We start from the raw sequence: 19,130 nt of genomic DNA, 5'->3' as shown, positions 1-19,130 counted from the left end.
CCGCACTTTTTAAATTTAATTAACTGGCAAGTGGACGGGCGATCTGATTTACCGCAAACAGTTGTTTGTAGTAGATGACCGATGGATGGAAATAGCCATCGGGTGAGCTGGCGAAGTCCGGGATTTCACCCAGCCGCCGGTAGCCTTGCGCGCACCAGAAGGTTTCCGATACCGAACCCGACTGGGTGGTGAGGAATAGCAAACCCCGCTGGTGTTCGAGGGCACTGTGCTCAAGTGCCTGCATCAGTTTTTGCGCCACACCCTGGCGCTGCGCGCGCGAGTGTACCAATAACTTTTGAATCTCGGCGCGGTTTTTCCCGTCGGGTTTCTGGCAAAGCTCCAGCTGCACGCAACCCGCCAGACCTTGCGCATCACGCGCCATCCACAATGATCGTTCACCTTTGGCAATATCTGAACGTAGGCTATGGAAATAGCTTTCCGCCTCTTCGCGCGATAAACGTTGCTGATAGCCGACAGGCGCGTTACTGGCGACGGCATCGATCAGCAGTGCAGCCAGTTCGTGGCGCCAGACGGGTAAGGTGGTGGCATTGAGTAAGATAATTTTCATGCGCTTTCCTCCTTTGTTGGCCTGATAAATCAGATGCAAGAAGCGATCCATCGGCTAACGCATTGTCATCCCTCGCGGTGAGCTTCATGCGGCGGTGATAATTGCACTATGTGCGCGCACTGTGACGACTGATGGTGCAATGGATGGCAGTTGAATGAATATTGCGCGTTCATGACACAGCAAAAGAAAATAGTCTGCTGCGTGCAGATGATCTGCTGAACAGAAAAACGCCTGTCAGCGCCGCTGGCTGAGCGATTTTTCTCCATTAAAGCGTGATTTTGCGAAGTTTTGCACAAATAATAAGCGATAGCGCATTTATCGCGATTTTTTTGTTGCATAGCGCGGCCGCACTTCCTAGAATGCGCGTCACTTGATGCCGGCTTAGCTCAGTTGGTAGAGCAACTGACTTGTAATCAGTAGGTCACCAGTTCGATTCCGGTAGCCGGCACCATCAAGTACCCAGGTGGGGTTCCCGAGCGGCCAAAGGGAGCAGACTGTAAATCTGCCGTCACAGACTTCGAAGGTTCGAATCCTTCCCCCACCACCATATTCAGACTGAGCTCAAGCGCAGTCATGAGTTAGCTGGTAAAGCAAGCTGGCTCTGAATAATAGGAATCCTGCTCTTATTATTCGCAAGCTACAGACAGAACAGGTAGCCGAGTTCCAGGTTGCGGGCATCGTATAATGGCTATTACCTCAGCCTTCCAAGCTGATGATGCGGGTTCGATTCCCGCTGCCCGCTCCAAGATGTGCTGATATGGCTCAGTTGGTAGAGCGCACCCTTGGTAAGGGTGAGGTCCCCAGTTCGACTCTGGGTATCAGCACCACTTCTTTATCTCCCTCCCTGCTTCTTCATCTGTAACGCAAAAAATTCAACAGTTCAGGCTACGCCTGGTTGATGTGGTGATATCACCGATTTAACCGTGTCTTAGAGGGACAATCGATGTCTAAAGAAAAATTTGAACGTTCAAAACCGCACGTCAACGTCGGTACTATCGGCCACGTTGACCATGGTAAAACTACCCTGACTGCAGCTATCACCACCGTTCTGGCGAAAACCTACGGCGGTTCTGCTCGCGCGTTTGATCAGATCGATAACGCGCCAGAAGAAAAAGCGCGTGGTATCACCATCAACACGTCTCACGTTGAGTACGACACCCCGTCTCGTCACTATGCACACGTTGACTGCCCGGGCCACGCCGACTACGTGAAAAACATGATCACCGGTGCTGCTCAGATGGACGGCGCTATCCTGGTTGTTGCTGCGACTGACGGCCCAATGCCGCAGACCCGTGAGCACATCCTGCTGGGTCGTCAGGTTGGCGTTCCTTACATCATCGTGTTCCTGAACAAATGTGACATGGTTGATGACGAAGAGCTGCTGGAACTGGTTGAGATGGAAGTCCGTGACCTGCTGTCTCAGTACGACTTCCCAGGCGACGACACCCCAATCGTTCGTGGTTCTGCGCTGAAAGCGCTGGAAGGCGAAGCTGAGTGGGAAGCGAAAATCATCGAGCTGGCTGGCCACCTGGATTCTTACATCCCTGAGCCAGTGCGTGCTATCGACCTGCCATTCCTGCTGCCAATCGAAGACGTATTCTCCATCTCCGGTCGTGGTACCGTTGTTACCGGTCGTGTAGAGCGCGGTATCGTTAAAGTGGGTGAAGAAGTTGAAATCGTTGGTATCAAAGCTACTGCGAAATCTACCTGTACTGGCGTTGAAATGTTCCGCAAACTGCTGGACGAAGGCCGTGCTGGTGAGAACGTAGGTGTTCTGCTGCGTGGTATCAAACGTGAAGAGATCGAACGTGGTCAGGTTCTGGCTAAGCCAGGCACCATCAAACCACACACTCAGTTCGAATCTGAAGTGTACATCCTGTCTAAAGACGAAGGCGGCCGTCATACTCCGTTCTTCAAAGGCTACCGTCCACAGTTCTACTTCCGTACTACTGACGTGACAGGTACCATCGAACTGCCAGAAGGCGTTGAGATGGTAATGCCAGGCGACAACATCAAAATGGTTGTTACCCTGATCCACCCAATTGCGATGGATGACGGTCTGCGTTTCGCAATCCGTGAAGGTGGCCGTACTGTTGGCGCCGGTGTTGTTGCTAAAGTTATCGCATAATCGCGGATAACATTTGACGCAACGCACAAGAAGAGGGCATCATTTGATGCCCTTTTTATACGCTGTAACATAGAACCTGACTCATCAGTGATTTTTCCGCCATAATCATTGCTGAGGCAGGCTCTGTAGCATGGCGTGAGATGCCGGGTGACGCCTCAAAGCCTTATTCGGTTTGGTTGCCTCGCGCTGCGAGGCAAAATAGTTTCTGATTTATTGTGGCAGGTTGGTTTATGAGTACTAATACCGAAGCTCAAGGGAGCGGTCGCGGCCTGGAAGCGATAAAGTGGTTAGTCGTTGCTATTTTACTGATCGTGGCAATCGTGGGTAACTACTACTATCGCGAGATCTCATTGCCGTTGCGTGCACTGGCCGTTGTTGTCCTGATTGCCGCTGCGGGTGGCATCGCGCTGCTGACGACGAAAGGTAAAGCGACGGTGGCTTTTGCTCGTGAAGCAAGAACTGAAGTCCGTAAAGTTATTTGGCCTACCCGTCAGGAAACACTGCATACCACCTTAATCGTTGCCGCGGTTACCGCCGTGATGTCACTGATTTTGTGGGGGCTGGATGGCATTCTGGTCCGTCTGGTATCGTTTATCACTGGCCTGAGGTTCTGAGATGTCTGAAGCTCCAAAAAAACGCTGGTACGTGGTACAGGCGTTTTCCGGTTTTGAAGGCCGCGTAGCCCAGTCGCTGCGTGAGCATATCAAATTACATAACATGGAAGAGTTGTTTGGCGACGTTATGGTGCCTACCGAAGAAGTGGTAGAAATCCGTGGCGGCCAGCGTCGCAAAAGCGAGCGTAAATTCTTCCCTGGCTACGTGCTGGTACAGATGGTGATGAATGACGCCAGCTGGCACCTGGTGCGCAGCGTGCCACGCGTGATGGGTTTCATCGGTGGAACCTCTGACCGTCCGGCGCCGATCAGCGACAAAGAAGTTGATGCGATCATGAACCGCCTGCAGCAGGTGGGTGATAAGCCGCGTCCGAAGACGCTGTTCGAACCAGGCGAAATGGTTCGCGTCAACGATGGCCCGTTTGCCGACTTCAACGGTGTGGTCGAAGAAGTGGACTACGAAAAAAGCCGCCTGAAAGTATCGGTTTCCATCTTTGGCCGTGCAACGCCAGTGGAACTCGACTTCGGTCAGGTGGAAAAAGGCTAATATCGGCTGCGCTAACATGTTTACGCAGTAACCGATTATTGGTTGCGGAAGGCGCGAAATTGACATACAATTTCGCGCCTTTTGTTTTTGCATGCTGTCTCAGCATGTGAAATTAAGATTGTTGCGTGCCTTCGGCAGCAGCAAACACACACACGGGAAGCTTCAGTCGAAGCGTTATACCCAACAGAGGAATTATCATGGCTAAGAAAGTACAAGCCTACGTCAAACTGCAGGTTGCTGCAGGTATGGCTAACCCAAGTCCACCAGTTGGTCCAGCTCTGGGTCAGCAGGGTGTTAACATCATGGAATTCTGTAAAGCGTTTAACGCCAAAACAGAGAGCCTGGAAAAAGGTCTGCCGACCCCAGTTGTTATCACCGTTTACTCTGACCGTTCTTTCACCTTCGTTACCAAAACGCCTCCAGCAGCAGTTCTGTTGAAAAAAGCGGCGGGTATCAAGTCTGGTTCCGGCAAGCCGAACAAAGACAAAGTAGGTAAAGTGACCGCTGCTCAGGTGCGTGAAATCGCAACCACTAAAGCTGCAGACATGACTGGTGCTGACGTTGAAGCGATGGCTCGCTCAATCGAAGGTACTGCTCGTTCCATGGGCCTGGTAGTAGAGGACTAAGAAATGGCTAAGCTGACCAAGCGCATGAGCGTGATCCGTGACAAAGTTGATGCAACCAAGCAGTACGACATCAACGAAGCTGTTGCTCTGCTGAAAGAACTGGCTACCGCTAAGTTCGTTGAAAGCGTTGACGTAGCAGTTAACCTGGGCATCGATGCTCGTAAATCTGACCAGAACGTGCGTGGTGCAACTGTACTGCCACACGGTACTGGCCGTTCCGTTCGCGTAGCCGTATTTACCCAGGGCGCAAACGCTGAAGCTGCTAAAGCAGCTGGCGCAGAGCTGGTAGGTATGGAAGATCTGGCTGATCAGATCAAAAAAGGCGAAATGAACTTCGACGTTGTTATCGCATCTCCAGATGCAATGCGCGTTGTTGGCCAGCTGGGTCAGGTTCTGGGCCCACGTGGTCTGATGCCAAACCCGAAAGTTGGTACTGTAACCCCTAACGTTGCTGAAGCGGTTAAAAACGCGAAAGCGGGTCAGGTTCGTTACCGTAACGACAAAAACGGCATCATCCACACCACTATCGGTAAGGTTGATTTCGACGCAGATAAGCTGAAAGAAAACCTGGAAGCTCTGCTGGTTGCGCTGAAAAAAGCAAAACCATCTCAGGCAAAAGGCGTGTACATCAAGAAAGTTAGCCTGTCCACCACCATGGGCGCTGGCGTAGCTGTTGATCAGGCTGGTCTGAACGCAGCAGCGAACTAATTCGCTGCTTTACGCGGGCGTAAGTTTCGTCTAGAATCTTACGCCCGTTGTTCTGTTAATAAACAGAACCCGTTAATCCGTCACTCGTGACGATTAACCCGTATTTTCGGTTGGGAGCCTGGCCTTATCCAGGCCTCCGTCCAAGACCGCAGGTGTTTCGCAAGAAACTTAATTTTCCTGCGTAGACGGTGACAGAACCTGAAGAAATATTTCTTATCTGGATTCTGCTCACCGTGTTATAGCGCTTACCTTCGGCAACGCGGGTAAGTGAAGTGAGTTTCGGGGAAATCCATCCCCGATCAAAAATCCAGGAGCAAAAGCTAATGGCATTAAATCTTCAAGACAAACAAGCGATTGTTGCTGAAGTCAGCGAAGTAGCCAAAGGCGCGCTGTCTGCGGTTGTTGCGGATTCCCGTGGCGTTACCGTAGATAAAATGACCGAACTGCGTAAAGCAGGTCGTGAAGCTGGCGTTTACATGCGTGTTGTTCGTAACACCCTGCTGCGCCGCGTCGTTGAAGGTACTCAGTTCGAGTGCCTGAAAGACACGTTTGTTGGTCCAACCCTGATTGCATACTCTATGGAACACCCGGGCGCTGCTGCTCGTCTGTTCAAAGAGTTCGCGAAAGCGAATGCAAAATTTGAGGTTAAAGCTGCGGCCTTTGAAGGTGAGTTGATCACGGCGTCCAATATCGACCGCCTGGCAACTCTGCCTACTTACGATGAAGCAATCGCACGCCTGATGGCAACCATGAAAGAAGCCGCTGCCGGCAAACTGGTTCGCACTCTGGCTGCTGTACGCGATGCAAAAGAAGCTGCTTAATCGCACTTTCTTTTCTTGCGCACTTGCTTACGTATAAACTTTTTCTGATTCTTAGGAACAATTATTATGTCAATCACTAAAGACCAAATCATTGAAGCGGTTGCAGCTCTGTCTGTAATGGAAGTTGTTGAGCTGATCGCTGCAATGGAAGAAAAATTCGGTGTTTCTGCTGCTGCTGCTGTAGCTGTTGCTGCTGGCCCAGCTGAAGCTGCTGAAGAGAAAACTGAATTCGACGTTATCCTGAAAGCTGCTGGCGCGAACAAAGTTGCAGTAATCAAAGCTGTTCGTGGCGCAACTGGCCTGGGTCTGAAAGAAGCAAAAGACCTGGTTGAAGCTGCTCCAGCTGCAATCAAAGAAGGCATCAGCAAAGATGACGCAGCCGCTCTGGAAGCTGCTCTGAAAGAAGCTGGCGCTGAAGTTGAAATCAAATAATTCAACCTTTCAGGTTGCAGCCTGATTTATCAGGCTGGTGGCTGGTGACTTTTTGGTCACCAGCCTTTTTGCGCTAAAGAGCTTTAATGGGGTTTCACACTATTTAAGCCATTGAAGTTCTTCAATATCTTTTTCTATCGACGCCTTAATATACTGCTTTCCTGTGCGGACTCCCTGTCCTCGCAAGAGCAATGAAATGATTTAAGAGTGATAGAAAGACGTATTGCGGCAGGTGATCCCCTCACTTTGCCGGAAAGAAAAATAGTGTTGCATGAACTGTCCTCCAGGACGGACAGAGTGGGTCACTGATCAGCGAGCTGAGGAACCCTATGGTTTACTCCTATACCGAGAAAAAACGTATTCGTAAGGATTTTGGTAAACGTCCACAAGTTCTGGATGTTCCATATCTCCTTTCTATCCAGCTTGACTCGTTCCAGAAGTTTATCGAGCAAGATCCGGAAGGTCAGTACGGGCTGGAAGCAGCATTCCGTTCTGTTTTCCCAATTCAGAGCTACAGCGGTAATTCCGAGCTGCAATATGTGAGCTACCGTTTAGGCGAACCAGTCTTTGATGTTACCGAATGTCAGATTCGTGGCGTGACGTATTCTGCTCCGCTGCGTGTAAAACTGCGTCTGGTGATCTACGAGCGCGAAGCGCCGGAAGGCACCGTTAAGGACATCAAAGAGCAAGAAGTTTACATGGGCGAAATTCCGCTCATGACCGATAACGGTACTTTCGTTATCAACGGTACAGAAAGGGTTATCGTTTCTCAGCTGCATCGTAGTCCTGGCGTTTTCTTTGACAGCGATAAGGGTAAAACCCACTCATCGGGTAAAGTGCTGTATAACGCACGTATCATCCCTTACCGTGGTTCATGGCTGGATTTCGAATTCGATCCGAAAGACAACCTGTTCGTTCGTATTGACCGTCGCCGTAAACTGCCTGCGACCATCATTCTGCGCGCACTGAACTACACCACAGAGCAGATCCTTGACCTGTTCTTCGAAAAAGTGGTGTACGAAATCCGTGACAACAAGCTGCAGATGGAACTGGTTCCTGAGCGTCTGCGTGGCGAAACCGCGTCCTTCGACATTGAAGCCAACGGCACCGTATATGTGGAAAAAGGCCGTCGCATCACTGCGCGCCATATCCGTCAGCTGGAAAAAGATGGCATCGAGCACATCGAAGTCCCGGTTGAATACATCGCTGGCAAAGTGGTCTCTAAAGATTACATCGACGAGAACACCGGTGAGCTGATTGTTGCTGCCAACATGGAGCTGTCGCTGGATCTGCTGGCGAAACTGAGCCAGTCTGGTCACAAGCGTATCGAAACGCTGTTCACCAACGACCTGGATCACGGTCCATACATGTCAGAAACACTGCGTGTTGACCCAACTAACGACCGTCTGAGTTCGCTGGTTGAGATCTACCGCATGATGCGTCCTGGTGAGCCACCAACGCGTGAAGCAGCGGAAAACCTGTTCGAGAACCTGTTCTTCTCTGAAGACCGCTACGATCTGTCTGCGGTTGGTCGTATGAAGTTCAACCGTTCTCTGCTGCGTGACGAGATCGAAGGTTCCGGTATCCTGAGCAAAGACGACATCATCGAAGTGATGAAGAAGCTCATCGATATCCGTAACGGTAAAGGCGAAGTGGATGATATCGACCACCTCGGCAACCGTCGTATCCGTTCCGTGGGCGAAATGGCGGAAAACCAGTTCCGTGTAGGTCTGGTGCGTGTTGAACGTGCGGTGAAAGAGCGTCTGTCTCTGGGCGATCTCGACACCCTGATGCCACAGGATATGATCAACGCCAAGCCGATCTCTGCTGCGGTGAAAGAGTTCTTCGGTTCCAGCCAGCTGTCACAGTTTATGGACCAGAACAACCCACTGTCTGAGATTACGCATAAACGTCGTATCTCTGCACTGGGCCCAGGCGGTCTGACCCGTGAACGCGCAGGCTTCGAAGTACGTGACGTACACCCAACCCACTACGGTCGTGTATGTCCAATCGAGACCCCTGAAGGTCCAAACATCGGTCTGATCAACTCCCTGTCTGTGTACGCACAGACCAACGAGTACGGTTTCCTGGAAACCCCGTATCGTCGCGTACGTGACGGTGTGGTGACCGACGAAATTCATTACCTCTCTGCAATTGAAGAGGGTAACTACGTTATCGCTCAGGCGAACACCAATCTCGACGATGATGGTCATTTTGTTGATGACCTGGTGACTTGCCGTAGCAAAGGCGAATCGAGCCTGTTCAGCCGCGACCAGGTTGACTACATGGACGTTTCCACCCAGCAGGTGGTTTCTGTCGGTGCGTCCCTGATCCCGTTCCTGGAGCACGATGACGCCAACCGCGCATTGATGGGTGCAAACATGCAACGTCAGGCGGTTCCTACTCTGCGCGCTGATAAGCCGCTGGTCGGTACCGGTATGGAACGCGCGGTAGCGGTTGACTCCGGTGTAACTGCTGTTGCGAAACGTGGCGGTACTGTTCAGTACGTTGATGCATCTCGTATCGTTATCAAAGTTAACGAAGATGAAATGTATCCGGGTGAAGCAGGCATCGACATCTACAACCTGACCAAGTACACCCGTTCTAACCAGAACACCTGTATCAACCAGATGCCGTGTGTCTCTCTGGGCGAGCCAATTGAACGTGGCGATGTGCTGGCTGACGGCCCGTCCACCGACCTCGGTGAACTGGCGCTGGGTCAGAACATGCGCGTGGCGTTCATGCCATGGAACGGTTACAACTTCGAAGACTCCATTCTGGTCTCCGAGCGCGTAGTACAGGAAGATCGCTTCACTACCATCCACATTCAGGAACTGGCGTGTGTGTCTCGTGACACCAAGCTGGGGCCAGAAGAGATCACTGCTGACATCCCGAACGTGGGTGAAGCTGCGCTCTCCAAACTGGATGAGTCCGGTATCGTGTATATCGGTGCAGAAGTGACCGGCGGTGACATTCTGGTTGGTAAGGTAACGCCGAAAGGTGAAACCCAGCTGACGCCAGAAGAGAAACTGCTGCGTGCGATCTTCGGTGAGAAAGCGTCTGACGTGAAAGACTCTTCTCTGCGCGTACCAAACGGTGTTTCCGGTACGGTTATCGACGTGCAGGTCTTTACCCGCGATGGCGTGGAAAAAGACAAGCGCGCGCTGGAAATCGAAGAGATGCAGCTGAAGCAGGCGAAGAAAGACCTGACTGAAGAACTGCAGATCCTCGAAGCTGGTCTGTTTGCCCGTATTCACTATGTGCTGGTTTCCGGCGGTGTGGAAGCAGAAAAACTGGACAAGCTGCCGCGCGAGCGCTGGCTGGAACTCGGCCTGACCGACGAAGAGAAACAGAATCAGCTGGAACAGCTGGCTGAACAGTACGACGAACTGAAGCACGAGTTTGAGAAGAAACTCGAAGCGAAACGCCGCAAAATCACCCAGGGTGATGATCTGGCGCCAGGCGTACTGAAAATCGTTAAGGTTTATCTGGCCGTTAAACGTCAGATCCAGCCTGGTGACAAGATGGCGGGTCGCCACGGGAACAAAGGTGTTATCTCCAAGATCAACCCGATCGAAGATATGCCATACGATGAGAACGGTACGCCGGTCGATATCGTACTGAACCCGCTGGGCGTACCATCGCGTATGAACATCGGTCAGATTCTGGAAACCCACCTGGGTATGGCAGCAAAAGGCATCGGTGAGAAAATCAACGCGATGCTGAAGAAGCAGGAAGAAGTTGCCAAACTGCGTGAGTTTATTCAGCGTGCTTACGATCTGGGCACCGACGTGCGTCAGAAAGTAGACCTGAACACCTTCACTGACGATGAAGTGCTGCGTCTGGCAGAGAACCTGAAAAAAGGTATGCCAATCGCCACGCCTGTGTTTGACGGCGCCAAAGAGAGCGAAATCAAAGAACTGCTGCAGCTGGGCGGTTTGCCGACCTCGGGTCAGATTACGCTGTTCGATGGTCGTACTGGCGAGCAGTTCGAACGTCCGGTTACCGTTGGCTACATGTACATGCTGAAACTGAACCACCTGGTTGATGACAAGATGCATGCACGTTCTACCGGCTCTTACAGCCTCGTTACTCAGCAGCCGCTGGGTGGTAAGGCGCAGTTCGGTGGTCAGCGCTTCGGTGAGATGGAAGTGTGGGCGCTGGAAGCATACGGCGCCGCGTATACCCTGCAGGAAATGCTCACCGTTAAGTCTGATGACGTGAACGGCCGTACTAAGATGTATAAGAACATCGTGGACGGCAACCATCAGATGGAACCGGGCATGCCAGAATCGTTCAACGTATTGTTGAAAGAGATTCGCTCGCTGGGTATCAACATCGAGCTGGAAGACGAGTAAGCCTCGAATCTGTAGTTGTACTGGTTACGAGCAGTCCGGGTCACACCGGACTGCCTCGAGAAGTCTCACTCCGACGGGAGCTAATCCGTGAAAGACTTACTAAAGTTTCTGAAAGCGCAAACTAAGACCGAAGAGTTTGATGCGATCAAAATTGCTCTGGCTTCGCCAGACATGATCCGTTCCTGGTCTTTCGGTGAAGTTAAAAAGCCGGAAACCATTAACTACCGTACGTTCAAGCCTGAGCGTGACGGTCTTTTCTGTGCGCGTATTTTCGGGCCGGTCAAAGACTATGAGTGCCTGTGCGGTAAGTACAAGCGCCTGAAACACCGCGGTGTGATCTGTGAGAAGTGTGGCGTTGAAGTTACACAGACCAAAGTTCGCCGTGAGCGTATGGGTCACATTGAGCTGGCTTCGCCAACTGCTCACATCTGGTTCCTGAAATCGCTGCCATCACGCATCGGTTTACTGCTGGACATGCCACTGCGTGATATCGAACGCGTGCTGTACTTTGAATCTTATGTGGTGGTCGAAGGCGGCATGACCAACCTCGAAAAGCGTCAGATCCTGACTGAAGAGCAGTATCTGGATGCGCTGGAAGAGTTTGGTGACGAATTTGACGCAAAGATGGGCGCCGAAGCGATCCAGGCTCTGTTGAAAAACATGGACCTGGAGCAGGAGTGCGAACAGCTGCGCGAAGAGCTGAACGAAACCAACTCTGAAACCAAACGTAAGAAGCTGACCAAGCGTATCAAGCTGCTGGAAGCGTTCGTACAGTCTGGCAACAAGCCAGAGTGGATGATCCTGACCGTGCTGCCGGTACTGCCGCCAGATCTGCGTCCACTGGTTCCACTGGATGGTGGCCGTTTCGCAACGTCCGATCTGAACGATCTGTATCGTCGCGTGATCAACCGTAACAACCGTCTGAAACGCCTGCTGGATCTGGCTGCGCCAGATATCATCGTACGTAACGAAAAACGTATGCTGCAGGAAGCGGTTGATGCGCTGCTGGATAACGGCCGTCGCGGTCGTGCCATTACTGGCTCGAACAAGCGTCCGCTGAAATCTCTGGCTGACATGATCAAAGGTAAGCAGGGTCGTTTCCGTCAGAACCTGCTGGGTAAACGTGTCGACTACTCTGGTCGTTCCGTTATTACCGTAGGTCCATACCTGCGCCTGCATCAGTGCGGTCTGCCGAAGAAAATGGCTCTGGAACTGTTCAAGCCATTCATCTACGGCAAGCTGGAACTGCGTGGCCTTGCGACCACCATTAAAGCCGCCAAGAAAATGGTTGAGCGCGAAGAAGCTGTCGTCTGGGATATCCTGGATGAAGTGATCCGCGAACACCCTGTACTGCTGAACCGTGCGCCAACCCTGCACCGTCTGGGTATTCAGGCGTTCGAACCGGTTCTGATCGAAGGTAAAGCGATCCAGCTGCACCCGCTGGTTTGTGCGGCATATAACGCCGACTTCGATGGTGACCAGATGGCAGTACACGTACCGCTGACGCTGGAAGCCCAGTTGGAAGCGCGTGCGCTGATGATGTCTACCAACAACATCCTGTCCCCAGCGAACGGTGAGCCAATCATTGTTCCTTCTCAGGACGTTGTACTGGGTCTGTACTACATGACCCGTGACTGTGTTAACGCCAAAGGCGAAGGCATGGTGCTGACCGGCCCGAAAGAAGCCGAGCGCATCTACCGTGCTGGCCTGGCTTCACTGCACGCTCGCGTGAAAGTGCGTATTACTGAGCACGAGAAAAACGAGCAGGGCGAGTGGACCTCGAAAACCAGTCTGATCGATACGACCATTGGTCGCGCCATCCTGTGGATGATCGTACCAAAAGGTCTGCCTTTCTCCATCGTCAACCAAGCGCTGGGCAAGAAAGCGATCTCCAAAATGCTGAACACCTGTTACCGCATTCTGGGCCTGAAACCGACCGTTATCTTTGCTGACCAGACCATGTACACCGGTTTTGCTTACGCAGCCCGTTCAGGTGCGTCTGTTGGTATCGACGACATGGTTATCCCGGCTAAGAAAGTGGAAATCATCACGGAAGCGGAAGCAGAAGTGGCTGAGATTCAGGAACAGTTCCAGTCTGGTCTGGTTACTGCTGGCGAACGTTATAACAAGGTTATCGATATCTGGGCTGCGGCAAACGAACGTGTTGCTAAAGCGATGATGGAGAACCTGTCGACTGAAGTCGTGATTAACCGTGACGGTGAAGAAGAGCGTCAGGTCTCCTTCAACAGCATCTTTATGATGGCCGACTCCGGTGCGCGTGGTTCTGCAGCACAGATTCGTCAGCTGGCAGGTATGCGTGGTCTGATGGCGAAACCAGATGGTTCGATCATCGAAACGCCAATCACCGCGAACTTCCGTGAAGGTCTGAACGTACTCCAGTACTTCATCTCGACCCACGGTGCGCGTAAAGGTCTGGCGGATACCGCACTGAAAACCGCGAACTCCGGTTATCTGACCCGTCGTCTGGTTGACGTGGCGCAGGACCTGGTGGTGACTGAAGACGACTGTGGTACTCACGAAGGCATCCTGATGACTCCGGTCATCGAAGGTGGCGACGTGAAAGAACCACTGCGTGAGCGTGTACTCGGCCGTGTAACCGCGGAAGACGTACTGAAGCCAGGTACTGCAGACATTCTGCTGCCACGCAACACCCTGCTGCACGAACAGCAGTGTGACCTGCTGGAAGAGCACTCTGTTGACAGCCTGAAAGTTCGCTCCGTGGTAGGTTGTGAAACCGACTTCGGTGTCTGTGCTCACTGTTACGGACGCGATCTGGCCCGTGGCCACCTGATCAACAAAGGTGAAGCTATCGGTGTTATCGCAGCACAGTCCATCGGTGAGCCGGGTACTCAGCTGACCATGCGTACGTTCCACATCGGTGGTGCGGCATCGCGTGCGGCAGCCGAATCCAGCATTCAGGTGAAGAACAAAGGTACCATCAAGCTGACCAACGCCAAGTCGGTAACCAACTCCGCTGGTAAGCTGGTGATCACCTCGCGTAACGTTGAACTGAAAATGATCGACGAATTTGGCCGTACCAAAGAGAGCTATAAAGTTCCTTACGGTGCGACCATGGCGAAAGGTGATGGTGAGCAGGTTGCTGCGGGCGAAACCGTTGCAAACTGGGATCCACATACCATGCCAGTTATCACCGAAGTGAGCGGTTTCGTTCGTTTCGTGGATATGATCGACGGCCAGACCATTACCCGTCAGACTGACGAATTAACCGGTCTGTCTTCGCTGGTGGTGCTGGACAGTGCAGAACGTACTACCGGTGGTAAAGACCTGCGTCCGGCGCTGAAAATCGTTGATGCCAACGGTGATGACGTGCTGCTGACCGGTTCTGATATGCCAGCGCAGTACTTCCTGCCAGGTAAAGCGATCGTACAGCTGGAAGATGGTGTGCAGATCAGTGCGGGTGATACCCTGTCGCGTGTTCCGCAGGAATCCGGCGGTACCAAGGATATTACCGGTGGTCTGCCACGCGTTGCGGACCTGTTCGAAGCTCGTCGTCCGAAAGAGCCGGCAATCCTGGCTGAGATCAGCGGTATTATCTCCTTCGGTAAAGAGACCAAAGGTAAACGCCGTCTGGTGATCACGCCGATTGATGGCAGCGATCCGTACGAAGAGATGATTCCGAAATGGCGTCAGCTCAACGTGTTCGAAGGTGAGCGCGTAGAACGTGGTGACGTGGTATCCGATGGTCCAGAGTCTCCGCATGACATTCTGCGTCTGCGTGGCGTGCATGCTGTGACCCGTTACATCACTAACGAAGTGCAGGAAGTTTACCGTCTGCAGGGCGTTAAGATTAACGATAAGCACATCGAAGTTATCGTGCGTCAGATGCTGCGTAAAGCAACCATCGAAGCAGCAGGTAGCTCTGAGTTCCTGGATGGTGAGCAGGCTGAATACTCGCGCATTAAGATTGCGAACCGCGAGCTGGAAGCTAACGGCAAGATCGGTGCAACATTTGCCCGTGACCTGCTGGGTATCACCAAGGCATCTCTGGCAACCGAATCGTTTATCTCTGCTGCATCGTTCCAGGAGACCACTCGTGTCCTGACCGAAGCTGCAGTTGCAGGTAAACGTGACGAACTGCGCGGCCTGAAAGAGAACGTCATCGTGGGTCGTCTGATCCCGGCCGGTACCGGCTATGCGTATCATCAGGACCGTATGCGTCGCCGTCAGGCGGGTGAAGTTCCGGCAGCACCTCAGGTGACTGCAGATGAAGCTTCCGCCAGCCTGGCTGAACTGCTGAACGCAGGCCTCGGTGGCAGCGACGACGAGTAATCGTCACGCTGCGCTGGATCTGATAAAAACCGCTCTTCGGAGCGGTTTTTTTATGCCTGCCGATCAATAAAAACAAAAAAGGGCGAAGCTGATCCTTCGCCCAACAAGTCAACAATCAAAAGTCACTGCACATCACAGTCACAACACACACTATTTATAACGTTTCACATCTTCACAGGTTAAGCCGATATCCCGCAGCTGTTCGCTGCTGAGACGCGCCAGAATCCTGCGGGTTTGCTTGCGCTGCCACCATGCCAGCAACAGGCGGTAAGGCAGAGTAAACATCAGACGGAAAGGGGACTCCTGAAAGGGTTTACCCGCGCGATTTTCATTAAATTCCATAGCTAACTCCTTCTTTGCTGTCTGAGTGCTATCTTGCGCGTAACGTGATTTATGATACAGAGGCAGAAATTGACTTTATTCGCCATACAGATTGACGGATACTGCATCTGAATGGTCGGTTTCGTGGCAATCTGTACTGGTTTTTTTATGGTGAGTGAAACGAAAGGGGATACGATGACGCGTTATCAACATCTGGCGACACTGCTGGCGCAGCGCATAGAGCAGGGGCTGTATCAGGGAGGCGAACGACTGCCATCAGTCCGTGCGCTCAGTGCTGAACATGGCGTAAGTATCAGCACCGTCCAGCAGGCCTATCACCTGCTGGAAGAAAAACAGCTGATTACCCCGCAGCCACGTTCCGGTTATTTCGTCACTCCCCGTAAAGCGACGCCGCCTGTTCCTGCATTGACGCGACCGGTACAGCGTCCGGTAGAAATCACGCAATGGGATTCAGTGCTGGAGCTGGTCAATGCCCGCCTTGATGAAAACATTCTGCATTTCGGCAGTGGTGTGCCGGATATCAGCCAGCAGACGCTCAAGCCACTGTGGAAAATCATCAGCCGTATGGCGCAGAAACAGGATCCACGGGTACTGAACTACGACAATATCTACGGCGTTCCTGCCCTGCGTGAGCAGGTGGCGCGGCTGGCGATAGACAGCGGCTGCCAGCTGTCGGAAGAAGATATTGTGATTACCACGGGTTGCCATGAAGCTTTGTCGATTTCGATTCGGGCGGTATGCCAGCCGGGTGAAATCATCGCGGTAGAGTCACCTGCCTTTCATGGCACCATGCAGACACTGCGCGGCTTTGGTATTAAAGCGATTGAAATTCCAACCGATTCCGTTACGGGAATCAGCCTGGAAGCCCTGGAGCTGGCGCTGGATCAGTGGCCGATTAAAGCGGTCGTGGTGGTTCCCAACTGCAATAATCCGCTGGGTTTTATTATGCCCGACGGACGCAAACGTGCTTTGCTGTCGCTGGCGCAGCGCTTTGATATCGCCATTGTTGAAGATGATGTCTATGGCGAACTGGCCTACGACTATCCGCGTCCGATGAATATCAAATCGCTGGATGAGGATGGGCGAGTGTTGTTGTGCAGCTCGTTTTCCAAAGTGCTGGCGCCAGGGCTGCGTGTTGGCTGGGTGGCACCTGGCCGTTACCGGGATCGCGTGCTGCATCTGAAATATATCGGCACGGGTTCGACAGCAACGCAAACGCAAATGGCGGTGGCCGAGTTTATTCGCCAGGGGCATTACCAGCCACATCTGCGGCGCATGCGAGCCTATTATCAGCGTAACCTGGATATTTTCACCTACTGGGTACGTCACTATTTCCCTTGTGGCATCTGCGTCAGCCGGCCGCAGGGTGGTTTCATGATGTGGATTGAGATGCCGGAAGAGTTCGACTCAGTACGTCTTAACCGCGAAATGCGTGAATCAGGTATTCAGATCAGCGTCGGGTCACTCTTCTCCGCTTCCGGTAAATACCGTAACTGCCTGCGACTGAGCTATGCCGCACCTTTCACTGAGAAAACGGAAAAGGGGCTTGCCATCCTCGGGGCAGCTATGCAGCGGGAAATGGATATCTGTCTGGCAGCCTGCGGGATGGAGAAGGCAGGGTCGGTATGAAGAACCTGCGCCGACCCTGGTCGCTGGCAGGGTTGCCAGCGACCGCCCTACTGTAGCCCGTGGGGGATAACCTGCCAGTGGCGCATCGCCGTCTTGCGCAGTATGCCGGTATCTTTTCGTCGTGTGGCTGTCAGCTTACTTTTTCCTGCGCGTTGCGTCCCAGATAACTGTCCCAGTCCTTCCATACTGGCTGTAACCCGGACTGCCGCAGGGCTTCCGCCACCTGCTGTGGAGTACGGTCATCATGCGGGGCAAACTGCTCCAGCTCTGGCCGGTTATCGGCGTAGCCACCCGGCTGAGTTTTGGAGAAGGCGCTGACACTGTTAATCGCCAGCGGCACCACATGATCGCGGAACCACGGCGATTCACGGGTTGAGAGTGACAGTTCCACCTCTGGCGAAAACAGCCGGAAAGCGCAAATCACCTGCACCAGCTGACTTTCATTCATGATCGAGGCAGGCTGAATGCCACCTGCACAGGGGCGCAGACGCGGGAACGAGATGGAATAGCGACTCTGCCAGTAGGTTTGCTGCAGCCACAGCAGGTGCTCCGCCACCATATAGCAGTCGGTGCGCCAGCTGTCAGACAGGCCGATCAACGCCCCCAGCCCGATCTTATCGATCCCGGCGCGCCCCAGCCGATCCGGCGTCTCCAGCCGGAAGAAGAAATCCTGTTTGTTCCCTTTCAGATGATGCTGGCTGTAGACCGCCGGATGATAGGTTTCCTGGTACACCAGCACACCATCGAGGCCGAGGGTCTTGAGTTCGGCATAGTCCGCCTGCGACATCGGCTGCACTTCCATCATCAGTGAGCTGAAGCGCTGGCGGATCGCGGGCACATGCTGGCGGAAATAGTCCATCCCCACTTTGCTCTGATGTTCACCGGTGACTAGCAGCAGGTGATCGAAACCCAGTGCGCGGATCGCTTCACATTCGCGGGCGATCTCCTCACTGTCCAGCGTCTTGCGCTTAATACGATTACTCATGGAGAAACCGCAGTAGGTGCAGTCATTGGCACACAGATTGGAGAGGTAGAGCGGCACATAGAAGCTGACGGTATTACCAAAGCGCTGACGCGTCAGGCGCTGTGCTTTCGCGGCCAGCGGCTCAAGATATGCCGCCGCAGCGGGGGAGAGTAACGCCATCAGCTCTTCACGACCGACACGCGGTGCGTTTAACGCCCGCTCGACATCGGCGGCGGTTTTGCTCTTAATCCGCATCGCGATATCGTCCCAGTGCAGCTGTTCCCAGCGTGCGATAAAGTCGCTCATCACTGTGCCTCGCTATGCTGCAGGAAGGCCGTCAGCGGACTGGAGGCCTGCGCCTGCTGGCGTGCGGCACCGAGGCCGCTGCTGTTTGCCAGCTCACCGGCTTCCACTGCCAGCTTAAAGGCGCGCGCCATCTGCACCGGGTCACGCGCGACGGCAATCGCGGTATTCACCAGTACTGCATCTGCGCCCATCTCCAGCGCCTCGCTGGCGTGGCTTGGCGCACCGATACCGGCATCAACCACTACCGGCACTTTCGCCTGTTCGATAATAATCGCCAGCAGATCGCGGGTTTTCAGTCCCTGATTACTGCCAATCGGCGCACCCAGCGGCATCACTGCCGCGCAGCCCACTTCTTCCAGTCGCTTGCACAGCACCGGATCGGCGCTGCAGTAAGGCAGCACGACAAAGCCCTCTTTCACCAGCTGCTCTGCTGCTTTCAGGGTTTCAATCGGGTCCGGTAACAGGTAACGCGCATCGGGATGAATTTCCAGCTTCAGCCAGTGGGTGCCCAGTGCTTCGCGCGCCAGATGAGCGGCAAAAATCGCTTCGGCTGCTGTTTTCGCGCCGGACGTATTCGGCAGCAGCTGGACGCCCAGCTGTTGTAACGGCGCAAGAATGCCATCGTCGCCACCTTTCAGGTCGACGCGCTTCATTGCCATGGTCACCAGTTGTGAACCGGATTCACGAATCGCTTCCAGCATCAGGGATGGGGTGGCGAATTTACCGGTGCCGGTAAACAGGCGTGAAGAAAAACGTTTATCTGCTATCTGTAACAT

At 53.3% G+C, this 19,130-nt stretch carries 14 protein-coding genes and 4 tRNA genes; 14 read left to right on the top strand and 4 right to left on the bottom strand.

The window, feature by feature from the left end; genetic code table 11:
* Nucleotides 1–19 precede the first annotated feature (19 nt).
* On the bottom strand, nucleotides 20–568 hold the full coding sequence (locus tag ACSZO1_RS09055; RefSeq protein WP_437611675.1) for a GNAT family N-acetyltransferase: 549 nt from the start codon (nucleotides 566–568) through the stop codon (nucleotides 20–22).
* 375 nt (nucleotides 569–943) lie between these two features.
* On the opposite strand from ACSZO1_RS09055, the gene ACSZO1_RS09050 reads away from it, so the two are divergent.
* The 13 genes from ACSZO1_RS09050 (at nucleotide 944) to rpoC (ending at nucleotide 15,113) form a co-directional block, all read left to right on the top strand.
* A tRNA-Thr gene (locus ACSZO1_RS09050) sits at nucleotides 944–1,019 on the top strand.
* Between the two features lie 11 nt (nucleotides 1,020–1,030).
* Nucleotides 1,031–1,115 (top strand) — tRNA-Tyr (locus ACSZO1_RS09045).
* Between the two features lie 123 nt (nucleotides 1,116–1,238).
* A tRNA-Gly gene (locus ACSZO1_RS09040) sits at nucleotides 1,239–1,313 on the top strand.
* A 6-nt stretch (nucleotides 1,314–1,319) separates the two neighbouring features.
* Nucleotides 1,320–1,395: transfer RNA gene (locus ACSZO1_RS09035), tRNA-Thr, on the top strand.
* A 116-nt stretch (nucleotides 1,396–1,511) separates the two neighbouring features.
* Nucleotides 1,512–2,696 (top strand): elongation factor Tu, encoded by a 1,185-nt coding sequence (gene tuf / locus ACSZO1_RS09030; protein WP_437611673.1) that lies wholly within the window; start codon nucleotides 1,512–1,514, stop codon nucleotides 2,694–2,696.
* A gap of 230 nt (nucleotides 2,697–2,926) precedes the next feature.
* On the top strand, nucleotides 2,927–3,310 hold the full coding sequence (gene secE / locus ACSZO1_RS09025; protein ID WP_437611671.1) for a preprotein translocase subunit SecE: 384 nt from the start codon (nucleotides 2,927–2,929) through the stop codon (nucleotides 3,308–3,310).
* A gap of 1 nt (nucleotide 3,311) precedes the next feature.
* Nucleotides 3,312–3,857, top strand: coding sequence for a transcription termination/antitermination protein NusG (nusG, locus tag ACSZO1_RS09020; protein WP_012439920.1), 546 nt, complete (start codon nucleotides 3,312–3,314; stop codon nucleotides 3,855–3,857).
* 197 nt (nucleotides 3,858–4,054) lie between these two features.
* Nucleotides 4,055–4,483, top strand: a complete 429-nt coding sequence (gene rplK / locus ACSZO1_RS09015) for a 50S ribosomal protein L11 (protein ID WP_437611668.1) — start codon at nucleotides 4,055–4,057, stop codon at nucleotides 4,481–4,483.
* Between the two features lie 3 nt (nucleotides 4,484–4,486).
* Entirely contained in the window at nucleotides 4,487–5,191 is a 705-nt protein-coding gene (rplA, locus tag ACSZO1_RS09010; RefSeq protein WP_437611666.1) for a 50S ribosomal protein L1, read from the top strand.
* Nucleotides 5,192–5,514: 323 nt separating this feature from the next.
* On the top strand, nucleotides 5,515–6,012 hold the full coding sequence (gene rplJ, locus ACSZO1_RS09005; RefSeq protein ID WP_437611664.1) for a 50S ribosomal protein L10: 498 nt from the start codon (nucleotides 5,515–5,517) through the stop codon (nucleotides 6,010–6,012).
* A gap of 66 nt (nucleotides 6,013–6,078) precedes the next feature.
* Nucleotides 6,079–6,444 carry a 50S ribosomal protein L7/L12 gene (gene rplL / locus ACSZO1_RS09000; RefSeq protein ID WP_437611662.1) on the top strand — a complete coding sequence of 122 codons (366 nt, stop codon included), beginning with the start codon at nucleotides 6,079–6,081 and terminating at the stop codon, nucleotides 6,442–6,444.
* A 329-nt stretch (nucleotides 6,445–6,773) separates the two neighbouring features.
* Nucleotides 6,774–10,802 carry a DNA-directed RNA polymerase subunit beta gene (rpoB, locus tag ACSZO1_RS08995; protein WP_437611660.1) on the top strand — a complete coding sequence of 1,343 codons (4,029 nt, stop codon included), beginning with the start codon at nucleotides 6,774–6,776 and terminating at the stop codon, nucleotides 10,800–10,802.
* 87 nt (nucleotides 10,803–10,889) lie between these two features.
* Nucleotides 10,890–15,113, top strand: coding sequence for a DNA-directed RNA polymerase subunit beta' (gene rpoC / locus ACSZO1_RS08990; protein ID WP_437611658.1), 4,224 nt, complete (start codon nucleotides 10,890–10,892; stop codon nucleotides 15,111–15,113).
* Between the two features lie 150 nt (nucleotides 15,114–15,263).
* Here the strand turns inward: rpoC and ACSZO1_RS08985 are convergent, their stop codons facing one another.
* A complete protein-coding gene (locus tag ACSZO1_RS08985) occupies nucleotides 15,264–15,455 on the bottom strand; it encodes a DUF1127 domain-containing protein (protein WP_437611656.1) in 192 nt (63 codons plus the stop codon).
* A gap of 174 nt (nucleotides 15,456–15,629) precedes the next feature.
* Between ACSZO1_RS08985 and ACSZO1_RS08980 the strand changes: the two genes are divergently transcribed.
* A complete protein-coding gene (locus ACSZO1_RS08980; protein ID WP_437611654.1) occupies nucleotides 15,630–17,084 on the top strand; it encodes a PLP-dependent aminotransferase family protein in 1,455 nt (484 codons plus the stop codon).
* Between the two features lie 130 nt (nucleotides 17,085–17,214).
* Here the strand turns inward: ACSZO1_RS08980 and thiH are convergent, their stop codons facing one another.
* A complete protein-coding gene (gene thiH, locus ACSZO1_RS08975; RefSeq protein ID WP_437611652.1) occupies nucleotides 17,215–18,354 on the bottom strand; it encodes a 2-iminoacetate synthase ThiH in 1,140 nt (379 codons plus the stop codon).
* Nucleotides 18,354–19,130, bottom strand: coding sequence for a thiazole synthase (locus ACSZO1_RS08970; RefSeq protein ID WP_437611650.1), 777 nt, complete (start codon nucleotides 19,128–19,130; stop codon nucleotides 18,354–18,356). The genes thiH and ACSZO1_RS08970 overlap by 1 nt, the downstream gene beginning before the upstream one ends.

The organism is Erwinia sp. V71 (assembly GCF_965644245.1).
Lineage (GTDB): Bacteria > Pseudomonadota > Gammaproteobacteria > Enterobacterales > Enterobacteriaceae > Erwinia.
The sequence above is the reverse complement of the archived record's forward strand: the minus strand, read 5'-3'. Positions and strand labels throughout refer to the sequence as shown.